Source organism: Shewanella xiamenensis (assembly GCF_024971755.1).
In the GTDB taxonomy this organism is placed as follows: domain Bacteria; phylum Pseudomonadota; class Gammaproteobacteria; order Enterobacterales; family Shewanellaceae; genus Shewanella; species Shewanella xiamenensis.
Map to the genome: position 1 here is coordinate 127,635 of NZ_CP079717.1, position 22,455 is coordinate 150,089.

A 22,455-nucleotide genomic window follows, 5' to 3' on the forward strand; every position below is an offset into this window, starting at 1 on the left:
CTAACCTCTAATTATTTGCAGTTTGCATTTCAGCTTTTGGCCATTTGATAGTCGCGCTACATATTGCAACTTGGGTAAGTCACCGATTAACGATGTCGGAAACATATCCTCTCTGGTTTTGGTTATGTTCTCCTTATACCCGCCGCTGAATTCTGTTAAACCTTGCCCTGTAGCAGATTGAATTGAGTATTGAATCCCAACATCACTGATGTTTGTTTGACTAAATTGTTTAGCGACATACTCTTGCGTTATCGTATCGGTGACTTTCATGCTGAAAAAATTATTACATAACCCTAAGTAACGGTTAGCCGTTGCCTCGTCAGTCATATCGATAAGGTCAGGGATAGTTTGAGTAGATAGTACAAATTGGCATTTCGCGGCCCGGCCTTGAGCCAGGTTGTTGATCAGACTATCGTTCCCGGCAACAGCCGCATGTACTTCATCAACCAGAATAGATATTCGACGTTCTTGTCCAGAACCATAGTTATATCTGTCGCCTAAACATGACGAAATATCAGCTAGAAGTAACTTGGCTAGATGTCCTGCCGTACGTGGGTCGTTCATCGAGTTAAGTGCACAATAGATAATCCCCCCATCCATGATCACTCGTTTTATATCGATGACTTCAATATCATCCTCTCGATTTGGGGATAACAGCTTGTCCAAAGGGTTACTGCATAAAACTTTGAATAGGGGAAATACACTCGCAAGCATTTTTTGAGCATGTTCATGGTTGTGTGTCACAAACTGAATAACATCATCAACAGCAGCAACCTTTTCTTTACTCGGTATTTTTTGGTTGTAGTAGTTCAACATCCCTTGCAGTGGTGAATCGCCCATTCCCAACATCTGATCTAGTTTTTCCGCTTTCCAGTGCATCCCATACTTTTTTTCATAAAATTTGCTTAATACTTTTTCGAGTAATTCTGATTTACCCGTTCTCATGTAACGATAGATCTCAGTCAATTTTGGGCTTTCTGTGCAATAAATCATTCCATCAGTGACTTGTGAAATTGTTTGCCAGCCGAACTCGATGAATGAGTCTGTTGCGCCACTACCAGACTTTAATAAGCTTGCAATACGAGTAGGAATTTCTGAAGGTGTTGCAAAGTTTTTGAGAATGTCAATTGCACAAGATTCACTTGGTCGAGCAGGACAGAACTCATAAAATTTATGTTCAATACCTAATTTCTTTGCTTCGGCACGCAAACCTTCTTTTAGATTTTTATCGTCTTTGGGATCAATCACTACGATTGAATTTCCCATGTGCATAAAGCCAGTGCCTAGCATTCTCAATAATGTCGTTTTGCCTGAACCTACTACCCCGGATATAAAACTATGGCCAAAGAACGTTTCTTCATTAACGATTATGGGCTTATCTTCGCCTATGGCGTGTATCCAAGTTTTGCCACCCATGCTTCGAGTGTGTTTCTGGTATTTGTAAACCAAAGGCTTCAAAGCAAACGGCAACTCCAATTCCCGTAAATCTACCGACATATCGAGAATTTGATATGCGCGTTGTGCGTGTTGTGGGCCCCATTCAAAGCCGGTACCAATATACATTTCTCGTTTATCTTCATATTGGAAGTTTTCAACTTTGGAATTGAAATCCCACTTGTTGATGTAGCGCAACAACTCAATATCAATAAACTCTAATTTATTTATGAATAATTTAAGTTGTTGACGCATTTTCGGGTAAACGCTGATCAATTTATACAGACCAACACCCATTAACCCACCAGATATAATCGTTGGAATGTCTATGGCACTTGTGCTGAAATCACCTACTTTACTGACGATACCTGTCACCACGCCGGCCCCGACATACACATACGCAGCATTCAACTCATAAAGTGGTCTAAACAGGCTTTCGATGTAAGTAATATTGTTTCTGTTATTCATTGTTTTCCCTTAGTTTGCACTTCAATTCGTCAAGTTGAACCTCCGTCATTTTGGCGGTAATTACCCCTTCGTTAGAAATATTTGCTTTAACACCTTGAGCCCGGCAAAATTTGGTTAACTGGGATGTCGTCAATTCAGGGCATCCCTTTTGAAGTTCTGCGAGTAATTCGGGATATGGCATGTCCCACTCATCTTCTGCCCTTCGAACATTGTGAGGGTCTCCGTAATCATCTGCCGCGGTCGGTTCGTCTGTTTTCACCACTTCAGGAGATTTATCAGTCTTAGTGCTTTTATCTTCGATTATCTCTATTTGTGAATTGGGCTTTTCTTGGCCACTCGTAACATCTTTTTCATTGTTCAATTCCACCGAGTTAAATTGATTTCCATTTTCAATCTCTACCGTTGGAACTACAGTGCAAAAATGAATTCCAACCTCATCGCTGAGTAATATGTAAGTCACCTTTTTACCATCCTTCATTAAAACGGAAGCGTCCTTTTTCTGATCGTTTTTCTTGATTAGTTTCAGGTAATTAAGCGCGTTTAGCAGTTGGGGCAGGCTTTGATTGGTGTGTTGAATTAGAAAATCAGTGTCGACGCAAACGGATTCCCCTTCCATCCATAAATAATGTTGATTGGCCGATTGCATTAAGGCTAAAAGCGCAGCGTCTACAGGCTTTAACATGCGATTCTTTATGACCCAAGGGTATTCAGGGTTCAAAGCAGAAGGGCGGGAGTCCATATCACTAGTAGAAGTCTCGTTCTGAACTAAGGACTCTGTGGTTGTATCAGTTCCGGGACTCAATATTGCGGCATCGGGCGTTGCAGTGTCAGGTTTGGGACTTGATTTCTCCACTTCTGGAATTAGCCCCTCTGGTTTTGGGCTCGCTTTGGCCTTTGGTTTAGCCTTTGGTTTAGCCTTTTGCTTTGGTTGCACCGATTCTGGTTGCGCCGCGATAGTTGAGTTAGCCTTGTCATTTGCTTGTGGTAACTCATCATTGATATTCGTCGGATGCTGTTCTAACGGAATTTCGCTAGATGCCTTGACCAAGCCATGCGACGCGGACTGAAGCTGTTCTGAATTAGCCGTATTCGATTGCGATTCAGAAGGCATAACGAGTTTGTGACCTTCACGGTTATAAATCTGGTACACGTTAGATGATTTGGCAGTGTTATATCTAATGGCGCCAAGCACGTTACTTGGTATAGGATTATCACCAATAACAAAGTTTGGCCACTCGACCATAATCACTGAAACGGGTGAAACTTTGCTTAATGGTCCATTTTTAAATTCGGTAAACTGTTTAACATCTTCCTCAGTAAACTCGCCTAAATACAAGCTGGCATAAGTGCTTTTATCACTAACCATTGAAAGAATGCGTTTATCGAGCAAAATCGAAATCAGTGCCTTGGATGATGTCGGGAGCTTAATGCCGTAATCGATACACTTCTTGATGACTTCATTTATCGGTCTATCAGCTGCAATGAAAACTAACCCGTTGAATACAAATAAGTCGGCGCCTGGTTTGTTTACCACCCAGTTCAAGTACAATGACCTCATTGCATTGACTACGCCCATTGTGATGGATTTTTGGCGCGATGAGTCGTGAAGCCACACTCGCGCATAGTCTTCATACGTCGAGTCCGAGTCCGCCTTTCTGACAGCGTTAAACAGATAGCCTTTATATGAGTGATAATGTACTAACGTCTGTGTAATCATTGAGTACAGGTCATCATGCGAGCCTAGCAAGTAATTTTTAGCAGATTCGTTAAGTACCAGAGGAAGGAAGTGGACGGAATTAGTTTCATGATCTCTATTCAGTCGCTCTTTCTGATGAACTACAGTGTACTCAGTAATGTCGCAACGCTTTGCCCAATCAAATATTGATTCGTTAAGAGGCCTCCAGATGTCACCATTTGAACCGATTACTTGAACATTAGAAATAATTTTTCCTGAATCATGCAATAAGCCACACACCCACGCTGCAAATTCATATCGTGGTCGTCTGGCTTGGTCTTCATCAATTAATCCCATTTCGTCCAACATATAACTCATTGCATTCTGTAATGCCTTTATTGAGACATCTAAAGAGTGCTCTAGTAATCCACCGATGTACTGGTGATGATCCATTTCGGAAGCGGGGATTAAGTGACAGTACCCGATGTAAGAACGAATTGTACTTTCTACTAAATCAACAAAATTAAACTCGCAACCTTGGTGAATTAAACCAACGTCCCTTTCAATTTGCCTAATTTTTGAAATTTGTCTTTCAAGTAATAATTCAATATCTACAATAGGGATTGATGCCGCTTTTAGTGGATAATGCAAAACGGCATCTAATCTCTGTTCATCTTTGTGTGGACGTATTGATTGGTTAGCCCACAAATTATCAATACGTGATAATAACGAACTCAACATCATTTTAAATTTGTATGCACGTATTGATAATGTTGCCATCACTCTTCCTCTGTTAAACCATTATCATTAATTTCAGTAATAGGTGTTTCATTATCAATTTCCGCTTTTTTAATATGTACAACATTGTTGTTCTTTTCAATTAAATCAGGGTACAAAGTAAATACGCCTTTGTTTAATCCTTCAATGAAGAAAATAGGAGAGAATTGTCCACCGTCTCGTTTACCCGGCTTTGTTACTTTAAATATTTTTGAAGAAATATTATTAAGGATTAACAATGCTTGTGTGCGTGAGGCATGCTCAATTTCTTCATCCCACGGGCATGAGAGAGATATTGTTTCAATTTCATCCATTATAAAATCGATTTGAGAAACTAAATTGAGAATTTCTAAATGACTTTTATGAATGATATTAACAGGAATAGTCATATCAGGGGTTTTTATGTCTATAAAACTAATGCCTGGAACTATTTGCTCTTGAAGAGCTTCGAGTGAGGCCATCAGACTCTCAGTTTCCAGCTTAGCCGCAGAAATAATATCGTTTTCAAACCACTCTTTAATCATGTTGTGAGTGGTTTTATTTGCTGAACGACTTGTCATTTTGAATAGTTCGCCTAACCGATACATGGCATTATTAAGCGTGCCTCCTGATTGGCCGCGCATATAGAGGTATATTGATTCTGATTTAAGTTGCATTTCTGCAACACCTGTTTTTCTTCTTACTGATTCAACTACGTCTTCCTTGCGTTTTTGGATATTAGGCATTTTCTATTCCTCACATAAGTGTTGGGATAATTTTGTTTAGGTTGGTAATTTGATCGGCCAGCATTGCTAGTGCCTTACGAATTTTTTTAAATAATGGTTCGTATTTATCGAATAATACTTTTTCCCATGTGTTAGCGTGTTTGGACATGACAGACCAAGTAAAGCCTGTTCTGACATTGGGTTTAATTTGTATTCCAGAACGTGGATTCTGGAATTTCCTGTAAGGTGTTTGCTTCCAATCCCACCATTCGAGATATACTCGGTGCGTGTTCTTGAGCTTCTTAAGCCTCGGCGCAATTCTTCCCGTTCTCTGATAACCTTCCTGGCTAGGTTGCAATCCAGATGTCAAAATCTTTTTATTCTGCTCTTTCCACTCGTTCCAGTAACCATCTACAAGTAGCTGCGCTCTATCTACGAGTTCGTCATAAAGGCTCGAAATCTCAACCAACGTTTTTTTAACATTTTCTGACTCAATGGACATTTACATCATTTCCCCTTCAAATCTGTCGGATGAGAATGCCACAGAAAATGAAAGGTCAACTTCGTTTCAGATGCAATTTACGTCGCTGAAACAAATATCGAGGTGTTCTCATCGAACAATAGATCCGGAGGTATCTTTCTAAATAGAAGGTTCTGATTTGTTGTTTTTTCCTAGATAACTACCTGTTGGAAAAGCCTTGCATTTTCCAACTAAACATATCTTCATTATCTCATGATTGAATGCCGCCGCTGAGATTGCCGTTCTGAATTGGAGATTATTAGGCGGGACTGCCTTCTCAAATCTGCTTTCAGCGATTCCGTACACCTTCTATTAAATCGCTTCTGAACGCATCCATAACTGATTCAATAAATTACCGAAGTTGCACATCGTGTATGGAAGATGTGGGAGTAGGGAAGGATCTTTTAACCTTAATCTCGAGTGTCTTAAAGTATTCTATTGCAATATTGGAATGTTCTATGATTTTTGCTGCTTTATTTCCATGTTGGAAATGCTTTGCGTGAAAATGAGGGTTAACCCCATTTTTATCAATAGGTTGTGGGTATTGGTGTTAGCTTCAATTCGTACCTGTACCTCTTGGTGAAAAAGTCAAATACCATTCTTAATGTCAGTATTACTTCAATAAATTTGAGATGAAAAAAATATCGTTCAAATATAAATTTTCTATTTACAGATGCAAATTTAGTTGGTAGGGGTATTAAGGCGTATTTATGCTTCTGGCTAAGTATTTAATATTTGAGAAAGCTCATTTTTTCTAGTTTATCATCCTGTATGCCGTTATCTTCATTGCTATCAACGCAACGTTGATTGATAGTTGGAAAAAAAACAACTATTTATCGATTGTTTTCCAACTGTAAACAGCCTGCTTCATCATTCTATAAAAACATGCTAAATCAGAGTGTTAGGTTGTGAATCTGTTCTCGGCTCATGAGTTTTATTAACTTTTTAGTGTGATCAATTCCTATTTTTTTAACAAGTATTTCTATATGGCATTGATTACACAAGCAGGCGTGTGTAAACTTGTTGAACAGAGTAAATGACAACTACATAATTAATCTATGGCTAACAGAACAGACTTTTATAAATCATTGTTCTTTTCTCAACAGATATATTTGATTGCGCTGCATGAGTTTGCGAATCTTCATCCAAATGTCTGTTGTGACTTATTTGATATGAAAAGTTCCCACGTTTCAGTCATGGTTAGCCATAGTGATGATGACTGGGCGGATTTTGTTGCAGGTTTAAAAAGCTGGATATTGATGCCAAGAAAAGATATTACGAACACTTGTCTTTTCAATTATTGGTTGAACAATATACATGCCGAAAAATCTATAGCTAATCAAATAAACTCACGAATTGCATTGGGCAAAAGAATAACTCATAGCATTGATGGGTTAGAAGCAATATCGAGGTGTCAGTCATCGATAATGATGAATATTTGCATGTGTGCCGAGTTTGACCCTTTATTTGCCAAAGGGCTTTTGTTTTTGAATGATTCAACGATAAACACTATTCAAAATAGATTCCCTATTTCGAATAAATTGCACTTTAATGACCCTCTATTGCCATTGTTTGTTCTCAATAGAAATCTAGATTTTACAAAACTTTTGAATCTTGGTGCGATAGGGTATGCGAACGTAGAGCAATCTCTATTTTCTATGGTTTCATAAATTTTAACTTTTGAGGGATTATCATGAGGCAACCAACGGATGTGTCGCTTGTTCAAAACTATTCATTAGCAAGGCGTCTACATGAATTAGGTCTAATGCCAACCATTATATCTAAATACGTACCTGGCACAGCTTCTTTAGTTAGAACGTTTAATGATGCAAATCCGGATGTTTCATTCTCGAGAGGTTATTCGAAGACTTGGGCAAGATCTAATCGTGGTTTCAAATTGTCGAATATCCTTTTTAGAATGTATGGTTTGGTTTCAGGAGATCCAACCTTAAAAAAGGGTATCAATATTTGTTATTTAGCGTCTGCATGGGAAGTTGCTGTTTTTCAATATCCTGAATTATTGGATGATAAGATTTGCGACATTTCTAGATTTGCCTATATGCTTCAAAAGGTAGCGTCTAACGAGTATTTGGTTTACACGTGCTGCTCTAGCAATTGTAATAATAAGTTTGTTATCCACGAAAATTGTGAACGAACACATTGTTGGGCTTGTGAAGAAAACAAATTATTGAAAAGCAAAAAGGCTCGTGATTCTTTAGAACTAGCAGATTCAAATGCTTCAAGACGATTCCGTCACTTCTCTGAATCTAAACATAAAGACGTTTACTCTGATACGGAAATGGTTTCTGACTTATTTCTTTTATTGTGCAAGCCAAAGCAAGACGAATATAATTCCGCAGATAGTTTAAGTGAACCAATAAGGTTAGTTTCTTCTAGATAAACAAAACAAGCTACTTCGGTAGCTTGTTTTGTTTACATCATTTTTATACCAAAATTTTCTCTTGTTACCTTTGTTGTGTGCAAATCTCCAACCTCCTTTGGTTTTGTGCTGCCTCTGTCATCTATCCTGAGTTCTTGGTTTCGTCAGTTTCTACAAAATAGTTCAGATTTTTATTTCAGCGACGTAAATCGCGCCTGAAACGAAGCTGCTCTCTGCTTTCGATTGGTACTATGGTCACAATTGAGGGGGGGATGTATGTTTATCAAATCAGCATTAAAAGCAACTTTACTTATATTTTTGTTTGGCTGTCAGACGGTAGTTTTGGCGGTTGACGACTTTTATAACCAATCTCAAAAAGGTTGGTTCTGGCATGAGCCAACACCCGAACCTGAAATTGAACCGGAGGTTAAACCCGATGAAAGTCCGGCCGCAACTTCAACGCAAACGGAAGAACGGATGGTTGACATCGATGCAGAATGGTTGAAGAAAAATTTACCACAACTACAAGCCAATGCCATCAACAATCCTACCACAGAAAATCTAGGTGCATTTTATGCTGCTCAACGCTTAATGCTCGATATCAGTTCAAAATTTGCCACCAATACCAGCGAATTTTTTCGCAAAGAGGCCAGTTGGTTGTCTGAAGATCATCGCCGTCCGACTGAAGCGTTTATGTTGTCCAGATTTAAAAATGATGTTCAGAAAGCACAAGAGCCAGTGATTGAGAAAATATCCACTCAAGCAGGTCTTTGGTTTTTTTATTCGAGTGCCTGCCCTTACTGTGTCAAACAACTTCCACTTATTAACTTCCTTGCTACTCGATATCAATTGAACGTTCTTTACGTGTCTTTAGATGGCGGCACTATTCCTGGCATTCCGGAAGATAAGATCGTGATTGATGTTGACGGACGTGCTTCGAGCCAATTTAACGTTACGGTGACCCCTACAACGTTTCTCGTGTCGAATGATGCGACCAAATTCGAGTTGTTGAGTAATGGCGTTTCATCATTGCCAAAAATACAAAATGCACTGGTTGATGTTGCACATAAATACAATTGGATCACGGATGCTGAATTTCAATCAGTGCAAGCAGTTAGAGGGACGAATGTGTTGGCAAATGGACTGCTGCAGGTCAAAGAAAGCGAATTATCTAATCCAGCATTTCTCTATGATGTGCTTCAGAGTCGAGTGGATTTAACTAACTCCCCCATTGGGACACCTTTAAGAATCGGAGCTCCAAACTAATGAAACTATCTAAATTAAGTTTGTTTCTATCATTAACGGTGTTCAGTTGTGTCGCAGATCCAATGCAGGACATATTTAATGATATGTATTCGACTACAGCACCGAGTGCTTCCCAACATGGAAACGGGCGTTATGGGGTAAACCTCGGGGGATTTACTTATCGCCCGAAGCTAAGTGATGGTGCTCCAATTGTCAGTGCGCGATTACCAAACGCTAGCCTTGGACCTTGTGGTGAAATTGATATATTTGCAGGAAGCTTCAGTCTTATTTCCGGCGACGAACTTGCTCAATTAAGTCGAGGGATTATGCAGGGGGCGGCAACTTACGCCTTTAATCTTGCATTACAATCAATCTCACCTATGGCAGCTGGAGTTGTCGAGGAGTTAAGAACCCTCATTAATGGCGCCAATCAGTTCAATATTGATGGTTGTAAAAAAGGTGCTGAATGGGCGGCTAATGCTCTCGCCTCTGACACCCCATCAGCTCCGTCAACTGAAATGGGGTTTGTCGCAAAAAAATTGCAATCTATCAATATGTCACTGGGTTTTGCGGCAGATATGAACGATGCAACGTATGGCGCAGAGTCTCAAAAATCGGCATCGGCCTTGGCTTCTCAAGTTGGCAAAAAAATTAATAATAACTCGCTATTAAAGCCGTTATCTGAAAATCAACCCAATGGAGAACTATTTAGATCCTTTAGCAGTGTGAAGGATAACGAACTGATATTGACCATACTTGGCGCTGTATTGACCTCGACTGACCTTTCTAATTGCAGCACACCTATCACTGATGAAGGTACTTGTATTACCCGTGTTCCGGGAAAGGGAGCGCCATTTTTCATTGATCTATTTTACGATGCTGACGACATTGATTCCGATGTTGAAGATGTTGATCTTAAATATTACAAATGTGCCGATGTGGACTGTATCAATGTTGTTAATGCCACTATTACAACGAAACGGATATTGCCTATGATCAGAAAATCCATCTTCGATATTTGGCAAAAAACGTACAAAACCCCCACGGTTAAATATACCGATACTGAAGCAAAGATCATGTACTGGTTCGGAAACGATATGTATCTAATGATGCAAGTGTTTGGGCCACACGATGAGTTTGGTAGAAGTTATGCTCGTTATAAAGCTCTAGAAGCCACATTGGTCATTATGGATTACATGGCCAATGATCTTGTCTCTCAAGTTAGAACATCTCTCGTTACCTCAAAGAATCAGCAAACAGGTGAGCAATTGTATCCGGTTGGCTTAAACCAAGCACAAGACGATTTACTGTGGTTTAAGGAGGCTTATACCGTAAGCCGAAATACTGACATACAAAAACGAGTGTTTGAAGATCGTGCAAGATTAGACGCGGCATTGACGGTCACACTGAGTACCAAGAAATAATTAGGAGTCGATCAGCATGTGGGAAATTTATTCTGTTGGTAATCCGACGTTCCTTATTGAAGTCTTTAACGGATTAGCTCGCCTATGGTCAACTGGCGATATCTACTTATTACTATCCATCGCATTAGTGATTGGTTTACTGTGGAATTCTCTTCAATGGGCTACCAACCAAGAGAAAATGCCTTTTCCAGCTAAAGGTTTTATTCTATCAATTATCTTTGTTGTCGGCTTACTAGGTCCTCAGTCGCTTGTCGATGTACGAGTTACATCAAAACGCGATTATTCGTTTCAAGAAATCAATAACGTACCCCTATTACCTGCCGTGGGTGGTTGGATTATCACAAATACAGGCACAGCAATTGCCGATATTATGGCTCAAGCATTTTCCATTGTCGGGATTGATTCTTGGGAGGCTTTGAGCCCTATTCAGCATTTTGTCGGCCTTTCAGCAGTTAATTTTGCCGACGTTTGCACGCCCAATCCTTTGGATAACAATATAAATGTTTGTAAATCATTTAATGTCTATCTTGATGAGTGTTATGTTGTCGCGAACATGGTTTCCCCTGGAGCTACTAACCCAATAGAACCGGTACTAAGTGCAAAACCAGCTGATATTATGGGGTTACTGAAAGTTACCAATCCAAACCTTAATACCACGAGTTATCTTGTGCCTGGGAACCCGCAGGGGGAGAAGATTAGTTGTGAGTTGGCTTGGAGCAAACTGGATAGCCAAATGAAGTCAGGGCAGTATAGGGCTAACTTGGAAAAGTCCTTATCAGCTCAAGGTTCAAGTCTGGCTAAAGTCAGCCAATTTTTAAATCAATATAGTATGCAAGGGGTTATCCCTTCTGCAGAATCATCTTTTGATCTCGCGAATGCTGCGTTTATCAGTAGTGTTTTTAATAACTATTTCCCCAGCACCCCGTATGGCCAACAAGTGTCACACGCCATGTTTGATACGATAAGACAACGCCAATTAGCAAATGCATCAAAAAAGGAGTATTGGATGGAAAATGCGGAAGTGATGCAGTCGTTTTTTGAAGCCTTAACGGTCTTTATAACGCCATTTCTTGGATTGGTTTTGGCTATTTCAGGTCAAGGACTTCTAGCCGTAGGGCAATATTTTGCTGCATGGATGTTTGTCCAAATGTGGTCAATCATGATTGTCTTGGTCAACTTGTTCACCGCTTTGGCGATGACTAATCGTTTCAATGACGCCGTTGCTGCAGGCAAAAGTCAATTTAGTTTAACGGCGATCGACAGCCAATTTGCCACAGCTAACAGTTATATCGGTATCTCCGGTATGCTTTACACTTTCATACCTGCAATTTGTGTATTTGTGCTCTATCGAGGAGTTCATGCAATGCAGGGCATGGCTAAACAGGCAATGGCCGATCCTTCTATTGATTCTAAACGCCTGTCTCCTGATACCGGCACGTCAATACACAACGGAAATGCTCAATTCGGTAATCAAACATCTCAGTATGAAACTAACACTGGGCGCCATTTAAACGGTGATTCGATGATTTCTAGTTCCGCGGGGAAATTCTCAGTGGGTGAATCAATCGGTTCAAGCGTTTCATCTGGTGCGAGCAGCCTCCGAAGTCAGGCGGCAACTTTAGCTCAAAATGCACAACAATCTTTGGACTCAATTTTCAACGAATCGAAAGGGGGAAATTTTTCTAAAAACACCGGCGAAAGCCAGTCGTTTCAAGCATCTACTGTTTCTGAGTGGGCTTCAGCTGCCGCAAATGCTATAAGCAAGGCTACTGGGATGTCATTTTCTGAAGCGCAGCAACTTGTAGCGTCAGGTGCAGTAAGTGCCGATGCAAAAGGGGGATTGTCTTTAAGCGCAGGTTTTGGAGGGAAAGGAACAGGCGCAAGTATGGCTGCGAAAGTTGGTGCAAGCTTTAGTGCAGACTTAAAAGCAACAGCCCAAGCGAATGCTAATTCGTCGGAAGAAGCTAAACAATCGTACAATAAAAACCTCCAAGAGTTAGTATCGAACAAAGATGCCATTAACCAAAATTTATCCAAGATTACAACTGCTTCTGATGTCGCATCTTTCTCTGATACCGCAGCAGTCCAAGAAGCAGCAAAACAAAGTGCTGCCTATACTCGGCAATCACAGGCGCTTGAGCAACAAGGCCTCATGTTGACTCAGATGGCTACGAATTCTGGTCAAGTCTCCACATCTAGAGATATTGATTTTGCAGGACTTAGTGCCTCATTAAATAAACAAGATATCGGATCATTTCTTTCTAAAAAGAACCCTGAACTTTGGGAGAAAATTAAGGATATGCAAGTGGATGGCATGTCTGGCGATAAATGGTTGGATGAGAAAACAGTGTCCTTTGCTCAGGAACGAGAGTCAAAGAGTGTGAATGCCATTGGTGAAGGTCGTGCACTTGCTCTTCAGGAACTGATGAAAGAGAACGACAAGATCAACATGCTGGAAGGTGGCAGAGGAATAGACATTGGCAAGGAAAAGGCCGATGCCGAGATGAACCGTGACATTTTTCAATCTATGGCGGCTAATGGAGTAGTTAATACTACTGCCGCAGGCGATCTCTATCAAAATAAAGTCAACTCACTCGATGCTATGGGTAACACATCATCTTACTTAGACCAAAGTAAGGCACCTTTAGAACAAGTTGCGCCAAAACTGCCAACTACCGATGAATTTAGGAATGCTTATGGGTCTCGTGAACAGGGCTCTCAAGTTATGGTTAACAGGGCTCTTCATGAAACGTTAAATGGACCTGCTAATGTTGCTAACGCGGCCGAAGATAACAAGGCGCAATTCAAGAATCAAGGTGAACAGTTAACCGGCGGAGTTGTTGGTGTTGGTTCTGCTCCAGAAAATTTTGATAATAGAATTGTTAAGTTGGATAGAACCCATAGCGCGACAGCACAACTCTTCAATACCATCGGTGATATTCCGGCGACATTAGGAGAAATGACTAAGCCCGAAGGTGACAGAGCGATGAATAATTTAATCACTCAGCTCGCTTCAAGTGAGGAAGGTGCTAAGTGGATTGGGGAGAATGTTAAGGGAGATACTGCTAATGGCATGAATCTATTATCTGACTTCAAAGGCGATCCAACTGAAAAATTCAATAGAGGGGTTCAGGTTCCCGGCGATGAAGGGCGTCAGTACCAATCCTTACTTCAATCGTTAGATAATCCCCAGTTAATGCTAGGACTTTTAGGAGAAGATGGAAAAGGTACTCCTTTGGCGAAACAAAATTTCAAAGAGGAAGAATTAGCTAAGTTGAGCGAACTCTATAGTTGGTATCAAAGCTATAAGCAAGACAATAATGGCGGCGAAAAAGCTATTAATGAAGTGATTAAGCAGGGGAGGGCCGAAACGTCTTCCGGCAATCCAATTTTGAATGCTTTATCTAATGATGGGATTGTAAATTCGTTCAATTCTGACAATGCAACTAACTCTCTAAATGATAAAACCAAAACTGCTGATGTGTTAAAGAAGGTACTAAATGGGGAGAATGTTAGCGATATTATCAAAGACGAAAAGGTATTTGCGATGCAATATGCTGACGGTCGGTCGATGAATCTGACTAAGGCAGACCACGATAGTAACGCAATTAATTTAGCAGATATTAAAGAATTGGCTGCGATAATTAAACCGTCATTAAGCGACGATAAGCAACAACTGCTAGAAAATGCAGTTTCTCAATTCGAGCAGGAAATCCCTTCTATTGATGACAAGTTACAGAATAACGCGTCTCAGGATAAAGATAACATCCAGTCTGCAAGGCTTGCAGGCACTAGAGTTGCCTCTGATGAGTCGTTTACGAGTAATGTTCAAAAAGCATATAACGCCCTTATTGAAGCTAATATGACCCCTAAGCATGTTCGATATGATGCAAGTCCTACCAAGAGTTTTGATGATGTTGCTTCCCATGTTGAATCGGCTAAAGATGTAACACAGTTAGCCACAATGTATGAAAATTCTAAGCCTTTCATAAGTCATGATAGCCAAGGTAAAATTGAAGCTGATTTGAACAAACTCAGTGAACAGTTCGGTGGTTCAAGCATCTATCCCGTTTCTGCGAGCCCTGGTGGATCAGCAGCGAAAATCGACACTACACAGCCACCAGCGACGAGCACAATCTCTGTGAGTAATAATGGTAGTAATAACGACCATGCTCCAGTAGCCATGGGTTTGACTAATGCGAATGTTGGAGGGAGATAGTATGCAAAAATGTAACAAGTGAATAAGGCGACAATTAAACTCTTATTCACTTGTTTCTTCGACAAACAAGTAATGCCAAAAGCTTTTGGTTACCGCAGGCGTAATACTTTGAAAATCCGTCTTGTAATGTCCATGTAAATCAAAAGGCACATTATCAGGGCGATCATTATCTCTACACCATTGGCGCCAATCAGTTTGAGTTCTCAATCCGAGTTTTCGAGTAAAAGATAACAAATCTTTAAAATTCAGGTATTTATCATGAGCTAAGAATTGCGCCCAATTACTAAAACCGTCCACTTTAGAAATGTGTAAAGGACCATTGATTAAATTAGTGGAAACAGCAAGCCGCCACTCTTCTTTTGTTCGAATGTTTAATGAAACAGCAATCTGTTGGATTTCCTCAATGTTGAAATCTACATCTGGACTATTATCCATTCCAGTAAAATTGCACCACCCTTTCCATTCGGTTTTATAGTAAATGCTTGGCTGGTAGGGGAGGATGTTTTGGAATTCAGTCGAAGAAGCACGAAAGCGCAAATATTCTTTTGCTGTAAATATCTTAAATTCCCGAACAAGCTCTTTAGCTTGATCAAATGATAGTTTTTCTTGATTCTTTTTATGAGGAACCATTGGGATAGACCTTTATGATTAATGCTCCTGGCCTTTTTGTTAAATGAAAAATTACCCATCAGTAGCAATTTTTAATTGTAACAGACTTTACCTATCGATAGTCAAACCCAAATCTACTTCACCAGCCATCAATTTAAAGGTTCCTTTATTGAACTGTGATGGTAGCCACTGAACTACAGTGTTAACATCCATTTTGAATGTGTGTTTAAATATAGGAATAGTGAATAGGCTGCGAGTTATAATAACAGTATCATCTTTACAGTCGATGTCTATCTTGTACCAACAAAACAAAATAGGGATGCTTGAAATGCAAATCCAGCTAAGTGGTATGCCGTAGTCATATAATGATGTATTCGTTACATAAACTAAACATATAAAAAGAAAAGGAAAAGATAGGGTCAGAACACTAATCCTAAACAAGCTAAATTTTGCAAATGCGTAATAACTTTGTCTCATTCCTTACCTTCGTTGAACCGATAATAATGATCCAGACCAACATAAGCTGGTTTCATTCCATTGTTAAAGGTGACGAGTATTTTACCAATAGTATCATTTTTAGGTATTTGAAATCTTGAATTAAAAACGAGCGTATTAGTAGGCATAGCCTCCATCTGTTTGCGGTACAAGTTATCAATGTACAGCTGTTGTTTTGTCGGCTTGGGTTTTGGGTATGTATTTTCAAAATAGCTTTTCATTTGATGAGAAAGCTGAAGTGAACTGTCATTAACCTTTAGGCCAGCAGGTAACCCTAGCGGTGATTGGAAAACCACTAACGTTGCACTTGCGATGATCCAATTAATCATGATGAACTCCTAGGTTGTTTGTAAGGTACGGCGTACCAGTATTTTCTAGCGTTAATCAAAGGGTATGGTATTTCTTTAAAATTGACATTACCTCGTTTATAGTCAGATAAAGGGTTTACCTTGCTAGGCGGTTCGCCAAAAAGGATCATGGGCAAGGAGGCATTTGTCGATGATATTTTTTTGTTCGCAGTGGCACCAACTTGCCTGGTCCATAGGTCGATAAATGGCTGGACTCGGGTTTGTCTTATTTCGACAATGTTATGATCTACTGGTACATGAGAAAGCTGCTCTATTTCTTTTTCGATGAAAGCCAGCTTGTCATCACGGTTGCTGAGTGCGTATTCAAAAACCTGATTATTTTTCGCGTTTTCAAGACTTAACTTCGCCTCATCGAGAGGTACTATTCGTTGAATTGTTTTGTGCTGCCAATAAAAATTGACTGTGTTCACAGCAAGATTTGTGTAACGAATGTGTCTTGTTGCAGACAATAAAACCACGTTCTCTATGTTTTTATGCAGGTTTTCGTGTGCGTTTTGGCGCTTTTTAAAATCCTGCTTTACGGAATCGTGAAACTCGTCTTTTCGCTTATTTATCTCATTAATATAGCTGACAACCTCAGCCTGACTTGCTGTTGGCAACACAACAAACCCAGGGAATCGATGTGCAAGATAAGTGCTGTATTTTAACGCGTCAATTTTGAGTGTAGAGAAGGCTTTGAGTAGGAGTTCCTTCCCCTGTTCATCGAGCGTATGTCTCTGAAGGATAGGAATAATCTCTGGCTCTGTATGGGTATCATCTAATAGTATTCTCGGCAATTCGAATAGCTGTAAATCAATGGCGCAATCACTTAACAACTCCGAAAATTCATCGAGCATAGATTGTAACTGTAAAAAGTTACTCTTCATGATTGAATTATTGTGAGCGCGATTTCTCATTGACACTACCGCATACTGACCCTTTAACAATTAACTTATAGTACACCTTGCTGATTTATTCGTCAAATTTTTACTCATGTTCAATTTTTATACTAATTCATTGCTATACAGTAGCTTTCCAATCAATTTTCTCTCATTTTTTCCTTTATCTGTCGTATTTCGTCGCTGAGTTCGACTTAAGCGCAACAAAAACTCTTTATGATGGGGTCGTCTCAGAAAACGGAAAATAAAGCACGCTAAGCCGGTGGCAGCGGTCGCAATGGCCTAAACTTCCCCGCACCGACCTTGGCGCTGCTGCGCCATAGGTAATCGCCGGTCAGGTTGATGTGCTCCCACCCCAGCGGCGACAGATATTGCAACAATGTGTCGTCCAGCGCCGTGCCGTTGCCACGCAAAGCACTGGTGGCACGCTCCAGATATACCGTGTTCCACAACACGATGGCCGCCGTCACCAGATTGAGGCCGCTGGCCCGGTAGCGCTGCTGCTCAAAACTGCGGTCGCGGATTTCACCCAATCGGTAGAAGAAGACCGCCCTGGCCAGCGCGTTGCGCGCCTCGCCCTTATTCAGCCCCGCATGGACGCGGCGGCGCAGCTCCACGCTTTGCAGCCAATCCAAAATGAACAGCGTGCGCTCGATGCGCCCCAGCTCGCGCAACGCCACGGCCAAGCCGTTCTGGCGCGGGTAGCTGCCGAGTTTGCGCAGCATCAGCGAAGCCGTTACCGTGCCTTGCTTGATGGAGGTGGCCAGCCGCAGAATTTCATCCCAATGGGCGCGTATTTGCTTGATGTTCAGCCTGTCGCTGCTAATCATCGGCTTGAGCGCGTCATAGGCGGCATCGCCCTTGGGGATGAATAGCTTGGTTTCGCCCAAGTCACGGATACGCGGCGCGAAGCGAAATCCCAGCAAATGCATCAAGCCAAACACGTGATCGGTGAAGCCTGCCGTGTCGGTGTAGTGTTCCTCGATGCGCAAGTCCGACTCGTGGTACAGCAGGCCATCAAGCACGTAAGTTGAATCACGAATGCCCACGTTGACCACCTTGGCACTGAAGGGCGCGTACTGGTCGGAGATATGGGTGTAGAAAGTCCGTCCTGGACTGCTTCCATACTTCGGGTTGATATGACCAGTGCTTTCTGCTTTGCTGCCGGTTCTGAAGTTCTGGCCGTCCGACGATGACGTGGTGCCGTCACCCCAGTTGCCGGCGAAGGGTTGCCGAAACTGCGCATTCACCAGCTCGGCCAGCGCCGTCGAATAGGTTTCATCGCGGATGTGCCAGGCTTGCAGCCAAGACAGCTTGGCGTAGGTGGTGCCAGGGCAGGACTCGGCCATTTTGGTCAGACCCAGGTTGATCGCGTCGGCCAGGATCGTCGTCAACAGCAAGGTTTTGTCCTTGGCCGTGTCGCTGGTCTTCAGGTGTGTGAAGTGGCGGGTGAAGCCCGTCCATTCATCGACCTCCATCAGCAACTCGGTGATTTTGAGGTGCGGCAGCAGCATAGCTGTCTGGTCGATCATGGCTTGCGCGGCGTCTGGTACTGCCGCGTCCAGCGGCGTGATCTTCAGGCCTGACGCGGTGGTGATGATGGCATCCGGTAAGTCGTTGGCCGCAGCCATGCGGTTGACTGTGGCGAGTTGCGCCTCCAACAATTCCAACCGGTCATGCAGGTATTGGTCGCAGTCGGTGGCCACTGCCAGCGGCAATTCGCTGGCCAGCTTCAAAGTGGCGAACTTCTCGACCGGCACCAGGTATTCGTCGAAGTCCTTGAACTGGCGAGAACCCTGCACCCAGACATCACCGGAGCGCAGCGCGTTCTTCAGCTCCGACAGGGCGCATAACTCGTAGTAACGCCGGTCGATGCCGTCGTCGGTCAGAACCAGCTTTGCCCAGCGCGGCTTGATGAATGCGGTTGGCGCATCGGCGGGCACCTTGCGCGCGCTGTCGCTGTTCATGCCGCGCAGCATGTCGATGGCATCGAGCACACCCTTGGCGGCGGGCGCAGCCCGCAATTTGAGCACGCCCAGGAACTGCGGCGCGTAGCGGCGTAGCGTGGCATAGCTTTCACCGATGTGGTGCAGGAAATCAAAGTCGGCAGGCCGCGCCAATGTTTGCGCTTCGGTGACGCTGGCGGCGAAGGTGTCCCAGGGCATAACGGCCTCGATGGCGGCGAACGGATCGCTGCCGCTTTGCTTGGCCTCAATCAACGCTTGACCGATGCGCCCATACATCCGCACCTTGTCGTTGATCGCCTTGCCGGAAGCCTGGAACTGCTGCTGATGCTTGTTCTTGGCCGCGTTGAACAGCTTGCCGATGATGCGATCGTGAAGGTCGATGATTTCATCGGTGACGGTGGCCATGCCTTCGATGGCCAGCGCTACCAGCGTGGCATAGCGTCGTTGCACCTCGAACTTTGCCAGATCAGCAGGCGTCATCTGGCCACCTTCACGAGCGATTTTGAGCAGGCGGTTCTGGTGAACCTGCCGCTCGATGCCTGCGGGCAGATCAAGTGCTTGCCAGGATTTCAGGCGCTCAATATGTTCGAGCATGTGGCGAGAGTTCGGTTTGGCAGGCGACTGGCGCAGCCATGCCAGCCACGTCACTTTACTGCCGTCCTTGCGCTTGAGAAGTTCGTCCAGGCGCTGACGGTGGGGTGATAACAAAGAATCGGTCAGCGCCGCGTAAATGCGTCGGTTGGCACGGGTGATGGCCTCGGCGCTTGCGCGCTCGATGGCATTCATGGCGGGCAGGATAATGCTCTGCCGCCGCAGATTCTCGACAAGTGCGCTCGCCAGCACGATGCCTTTGTCGGTCTGCAAGGCCAGCTCGGTCAATGTATGCACGGCTTGCCGATAGTGGCTCATGGTGAAGGGCTTGAACCCAAAAACCGTTTGCAGCTCGACCAAGTGCTCCCGCCGTGTCTGTTCGCGCTGGCCGTACTCGCTCCAACTTTCCACTGGCATCTTGAGTTGCGCGGCCACCATGCGCAACAGGGGCGGAAACGGAGGCTCATCGACGCCCAAAAAGGTGCCAGGGAATCGCAAGTAGCAAAGCTGCACAGCGAAGCCCAATCGATTCGCGGCGCCGCGACGCTGACGGATCACCGACAGGTCGGTTTCGTTGAACGTGTAGTGCCGTATCAGTTCGTCTTTGGCATCTGGCAGTGCCAGCAGGCTTTCGCGCTCGGTGGCGGACAGGATTGAGCGGCGTGGCATGGTCAGTCTTCCCGCAGGTACTGGTACAAGGTTTCGCGGCTGATGCCGAAGTCACGGGCCACCAAGGTTTTTTGGTCGCCTGCCGCAACTCGCCGTTTCAACTCGGCAATTTGTTCGCTGTTCAGCGATTTCTTTCGTCCCCGGTAGGCACCGCGCTGCTTGGCCAGCACGATTCCCTCGCGCTGACGTTCGCGGATCAGGGCGCGCTCGAACTCAGCGAAGGCTCCCATGACCGACAGCATCAGATTGGCCATCGGTGAGTCCTCGCCGGTGAACTTCAGCCCTTCTTTGACGAACTCCATGCGCACGCCCCGTTGTGTCAGCCCTTGGACGATGCGGCGCAGGTCATCAAGGTTGCGTGCCAGCCTGTCCATGCTATGCACCACCACGGTGTCGCCCTCGCGGACGAAGGCCAGCAGCCTTTCCAGCTCGGGACGCTGGGTGTCCTTGCCAGAAGCCTTGTCGGTGAACACCCGCGCCACCTGAACACCCTCCAATTGCCGTTCCGGGTTCTGGTCGAAGCTGCTGACGCGGACATAGCCGATGCGTTGACCTTGCAAGATGCCTCCAAAGGCAAAAGTGTCAGGATGAAATCTATTACCTTTGACGGAATATGTCAATCAATAGGAAATTTAACTCTATTCTGACATCGTTTGTCGTTTTCAGAAGACGGCTGCACTGAACGTCAGAAGCCGACTGCACTATAGCAGCGGAGGGGTTGGATCCATCAGGCAACGACGGGCTGCTGCCGGCCATCAGCGGACGCAGGGAGGACTTTCCGCAACCGGCCGTTCGATGCGGCACCGATGGCCTTCGCGCAGGGGTAGTGAATCCGCCAGGATTGACTTGCGCTGCCCTACCTCTCACTAGTGAGGGGCGGCAGCGCATCAAGCGGTGAGCGCACTCCGGCACCGCCAACTTTCAGCACATGCGTGTAAATCATCGTCGTAGAGACGTCGGAATGGCCGAGCAGATCCTGCACGGTTCGAATGTCGTAACCGCTGCGGAGCAAGGCCGTCGCGAACGAGTGGCGGAGGGTGTGCGGTGTGGCGGGCTTCGTGATGCCTGCTTGTTCTACGGCACGTTTGAAGGCGCGCTGAAAGGTCTGGTCATACATGTGATGGCGACGCACGACACCGCTCCGTGGATCGGTCGAATGCGTGTGCTGCGCAAAAACCCAGAACCACGGCCAGGAATGCCCGGCGCGCGGATACTTCCGCTCAAGGGCGTCGGGAAGCGCAACGCCGCTGCGGCCCTCGGCCTGGTCCTTCAGCCACCATGCCCGTGCACGCGACAGCTGCTCGCGCAGGCTGGGTGCCAAGCTCTCGGGTAACATCAAGGCCCGATCCTTGGAGCCCTTGCCCTCCCGCACGATGATCGTGCCGTGATCGAAATCCAGATCCTTGACCCGCAGTTGCAAACCCTCACTGATCCGCATGCCCGTTCCATACAGAAGCTGGGCGAACAAACGATGCTCGCCTTCCAGAAAACCGAGGATGCGAACCACTTCATCCGGGGTCAGCACCACCGGCAAGCGCCGCGACGGCCGAGGTCTTCCGATCTCCTGAAGCCAGGGCAGATCCGTGCACAGCACCTTGCCGTAGAAGAACAGCAAGGCCGCCAATGCCTGACGATGCGTGGAGACCGAAACCTTGCGCTCGTTCGCCAGCCAGGACAGAAATGCCTCGACTTCGCTGCTGCCCAAGGTTGCCGGGTGACGCACACCGTGGAAACGGATGAAGGCACGAACCCAGTGGACATAAGCCTGTTCGGTTCGTAAACTGTAATGCAAGTAGCGTATGCGCTCACGCAACTGGTCCAGAACCTTGACCGAACGCAGCGGTGGTAACGGCGCAGTGGCGGTTTTCATGGCTTGTTATGACTGTTTTTTTGTACAGTCTATGCCTCGGGCATCCAAGCAGCAAGCGCGTTACGCCGTGGGTCGATGTTTGATGTTATGGAGCAGCAACGATGTTACGCAGCAGGGCAGTCGCCCTAAAACAAAGTTATGCAGCCAAATCCCAACAATTAA

General features: G+C 44.3%; 15 protein-coding genes. 5 read left to right on the forward strand and 10 right to left on the reverse strand.

The features are described from left to right. From traD to mobI, 4 genes are read right to left on the reverse strand one after another with little or no spacing between them, the layout of a single operon-like run. A complete protein-coding gene (gene traD / locus KXJ80_RS00680) occupies positions 1-1,902 on the reverse strand; it encodes a conjugative transfer system coupling protein TraD (protein WP_218679057.1) in 1,902 nt (633 codons plus the stop codon). Beyond that, the gene (gene mobH, locus KXJ80_RS00685) at positions 1,895-4,357 is read right to left on the reverse strand and encodes a MobH family relaxase (protein ID WP_218679058.1); all 2,463 of its coding nucleotides are present in this window, start codon (positions 4,355-4,357) and stop codon (positions 1,895-1,897) included. The genes traD and mobH overlap by 8 nt, the downstream gene beginning before the upstream one ends. Beyond that, complete coding sequence (locus KXJ80_RS00690) at positions 4,357-5,079, reverse strand: hypothetical protein (RefSeq protein WP_259474341.1); 723 nt, start codon at positions 5,077-5,079, stop codon at positions 4,357-4,359. Before KXJ80_RS00690 ends, mobH begins: the two co-directional genes overlap by 1 nt. A gap of 10 nt (positions 5,080-5,089) precedes the next feature. After that, positions 5,090-5,560, reverse strand: coding sequence for a conjugative transfer protein MobI(A/C) (mobI, locus tag KXJ80_RS00695; RefSeq protein ID WP_259474342.1), 471 nt, complete (start codon positions 5,558-5,560; stop codon positions 5,090-5,092). 1,076 nt (positions 5,561-6,636) lie between these two features. Between mobI and KXJ80_RS00700 the strand changes: the two genes are divergently transcribed. The 5 genes from KXJ80_RS00700 (at position 6,637) to KXJ80_RS00720 (ending at position 14,846) form a co-directional block, all read left to right on the forward strand. Further along, positions 6,637-7,248 (forward strand): hypothetical protein, encoded by a 612-nt coding sequence (locus KXJ80_RS00700; protein WP_259474343.1) that lies wholly within the window; start codon positions 6,637-6,639, stop codon positions 7,246-7,248. Positions 7,249-7,271: 23 nt separating this feature from the next. Further along, positions 7,272-7,979, forward strand: coding sequence for a hypothetical protein (locus KXJ80_RS00705; RefSeq protein WP_259474344.1), 708 nt, complete (start codon positions 7,272-7,274; stop codon positions 7,977-7,979). Between the two features lie 255 nt (positions 7,980-8,234). Next, the gene (traF, locus tag KXJ80_RS00710) at positions 8,235-9,224 is read left to right on the forward strand and encodes a conjugal transfer protein TraF (RefSeq protein WP_259474345.1); all 990 of its coding nucleotides are present in this window, start codon (positions 8,235-8,237) and stop codon (positions 9,222-9,224) included. After that, positions 9,224-10,627, forward strand: a complete 1,404-nt coding sequence (locus tag KXJ80_RS00715) for a conjugal transfer protein TraH (protein WP_259474346.1) — start codon at positions 9,224-9,226, stop codon at positions 10,625-10,627. Before traF ends, KXJ80_RS00715 begins: the two co-directional genes overlap by 1 nt. Before the next feature lie 16 nt (positions 10,628-10,643). Then, positions 10,644-14,846, forward strand: a complete 4,203-nt coding sequence (locus KXJ80_RS00720) for a conjugal transfer protein TraG N-terminal domain-containing protein (protein WP_259474347.1) — start codon at positions 10,644-10,646, stop codon at positions 14,844-14,846. Positions 14,847-14,888: 42 nt separating this feature from the next. On the opposite strand, the gene KXJ80_RS00725 is transcribed toward KXJ80_RS00720, so the two are convergent. From KXJ80_RS00725 to intI1, 6 genes are all read right to left on the reverse strand, one after another. Further along, entirely contained in the window at positions 14,889-15,476 is a 588-nt protein-coding gene (locus tag KXJ80_RS00725; RefSeq protein ID WP_069455550.1) for a hypothetical protein, read from the reverse strand. 452 nt (positions 15,477-15,928) lie between these two features. Then, positions 15,929-16,279: a hypothetical protein gene (locus KXJ80_RS00730; RefSeq protein WP_069455552.1), complete on the reverse strand. Its 351-nt coding sequence runs from the start codon at positions 16,277-16,279 to the stop codon at positions 15,929-15,931. Further along, on the reverse strand, positions 16,276-17,214 hold the full coding sequence (locus KXJ80_RS00735) for a DNA replication terminus site-binding protein (protein WP_080612321.1): 939 nt from the start codon (positions 17,212-17,214) through the stop codon (positions 16,276-16,278). The genes KXJ80_RS00730 and KXJ80_RS00735 overlap by 4 nt, the downstream gene beginning before the upstream one ends. Before the next feature lie 236 nt (positions 17,215-17,450). Then, positions 17,451-20,423 (reverse strand): Tn3 family transposase, encoded by a 2,973-nt coding sequence (locus tag KXJ80_RS00740; protein WP_001138073.1) that lies wholly within the window; start codon positions 20,421-20,423, stop codon positions 17,451-17,453. Between the two features lie 2 nt (positions 20,424-20,425). Beyond that, positions 20,426-20,983: a recombinase family protein gene (locus KXJ80_RS00745; RefSeq protein WP_001162012.1), complete on the reverse strand. Its 558-nt coding sequence runs from the start codon at positions 20,981-20,983 to the stop codon at positions 20,426-20,428. 296 nt (positions 20,984-21,279) lie between these two features. Then, positions 21,280-22,293 (reverse strand): class 1 integron integrase IntI1, encoded by a 1,014-nt coding sequence (gene intI1 / locus KXJ80_RS00750; RefSeq protein ID WP_000845048.1) that lies wholly within the window; start codon positions 22,291-22,293, stop codon positions 21,280-21,282. Positions 22,294-22,455 lie beyond the last annotated feature (162 nt).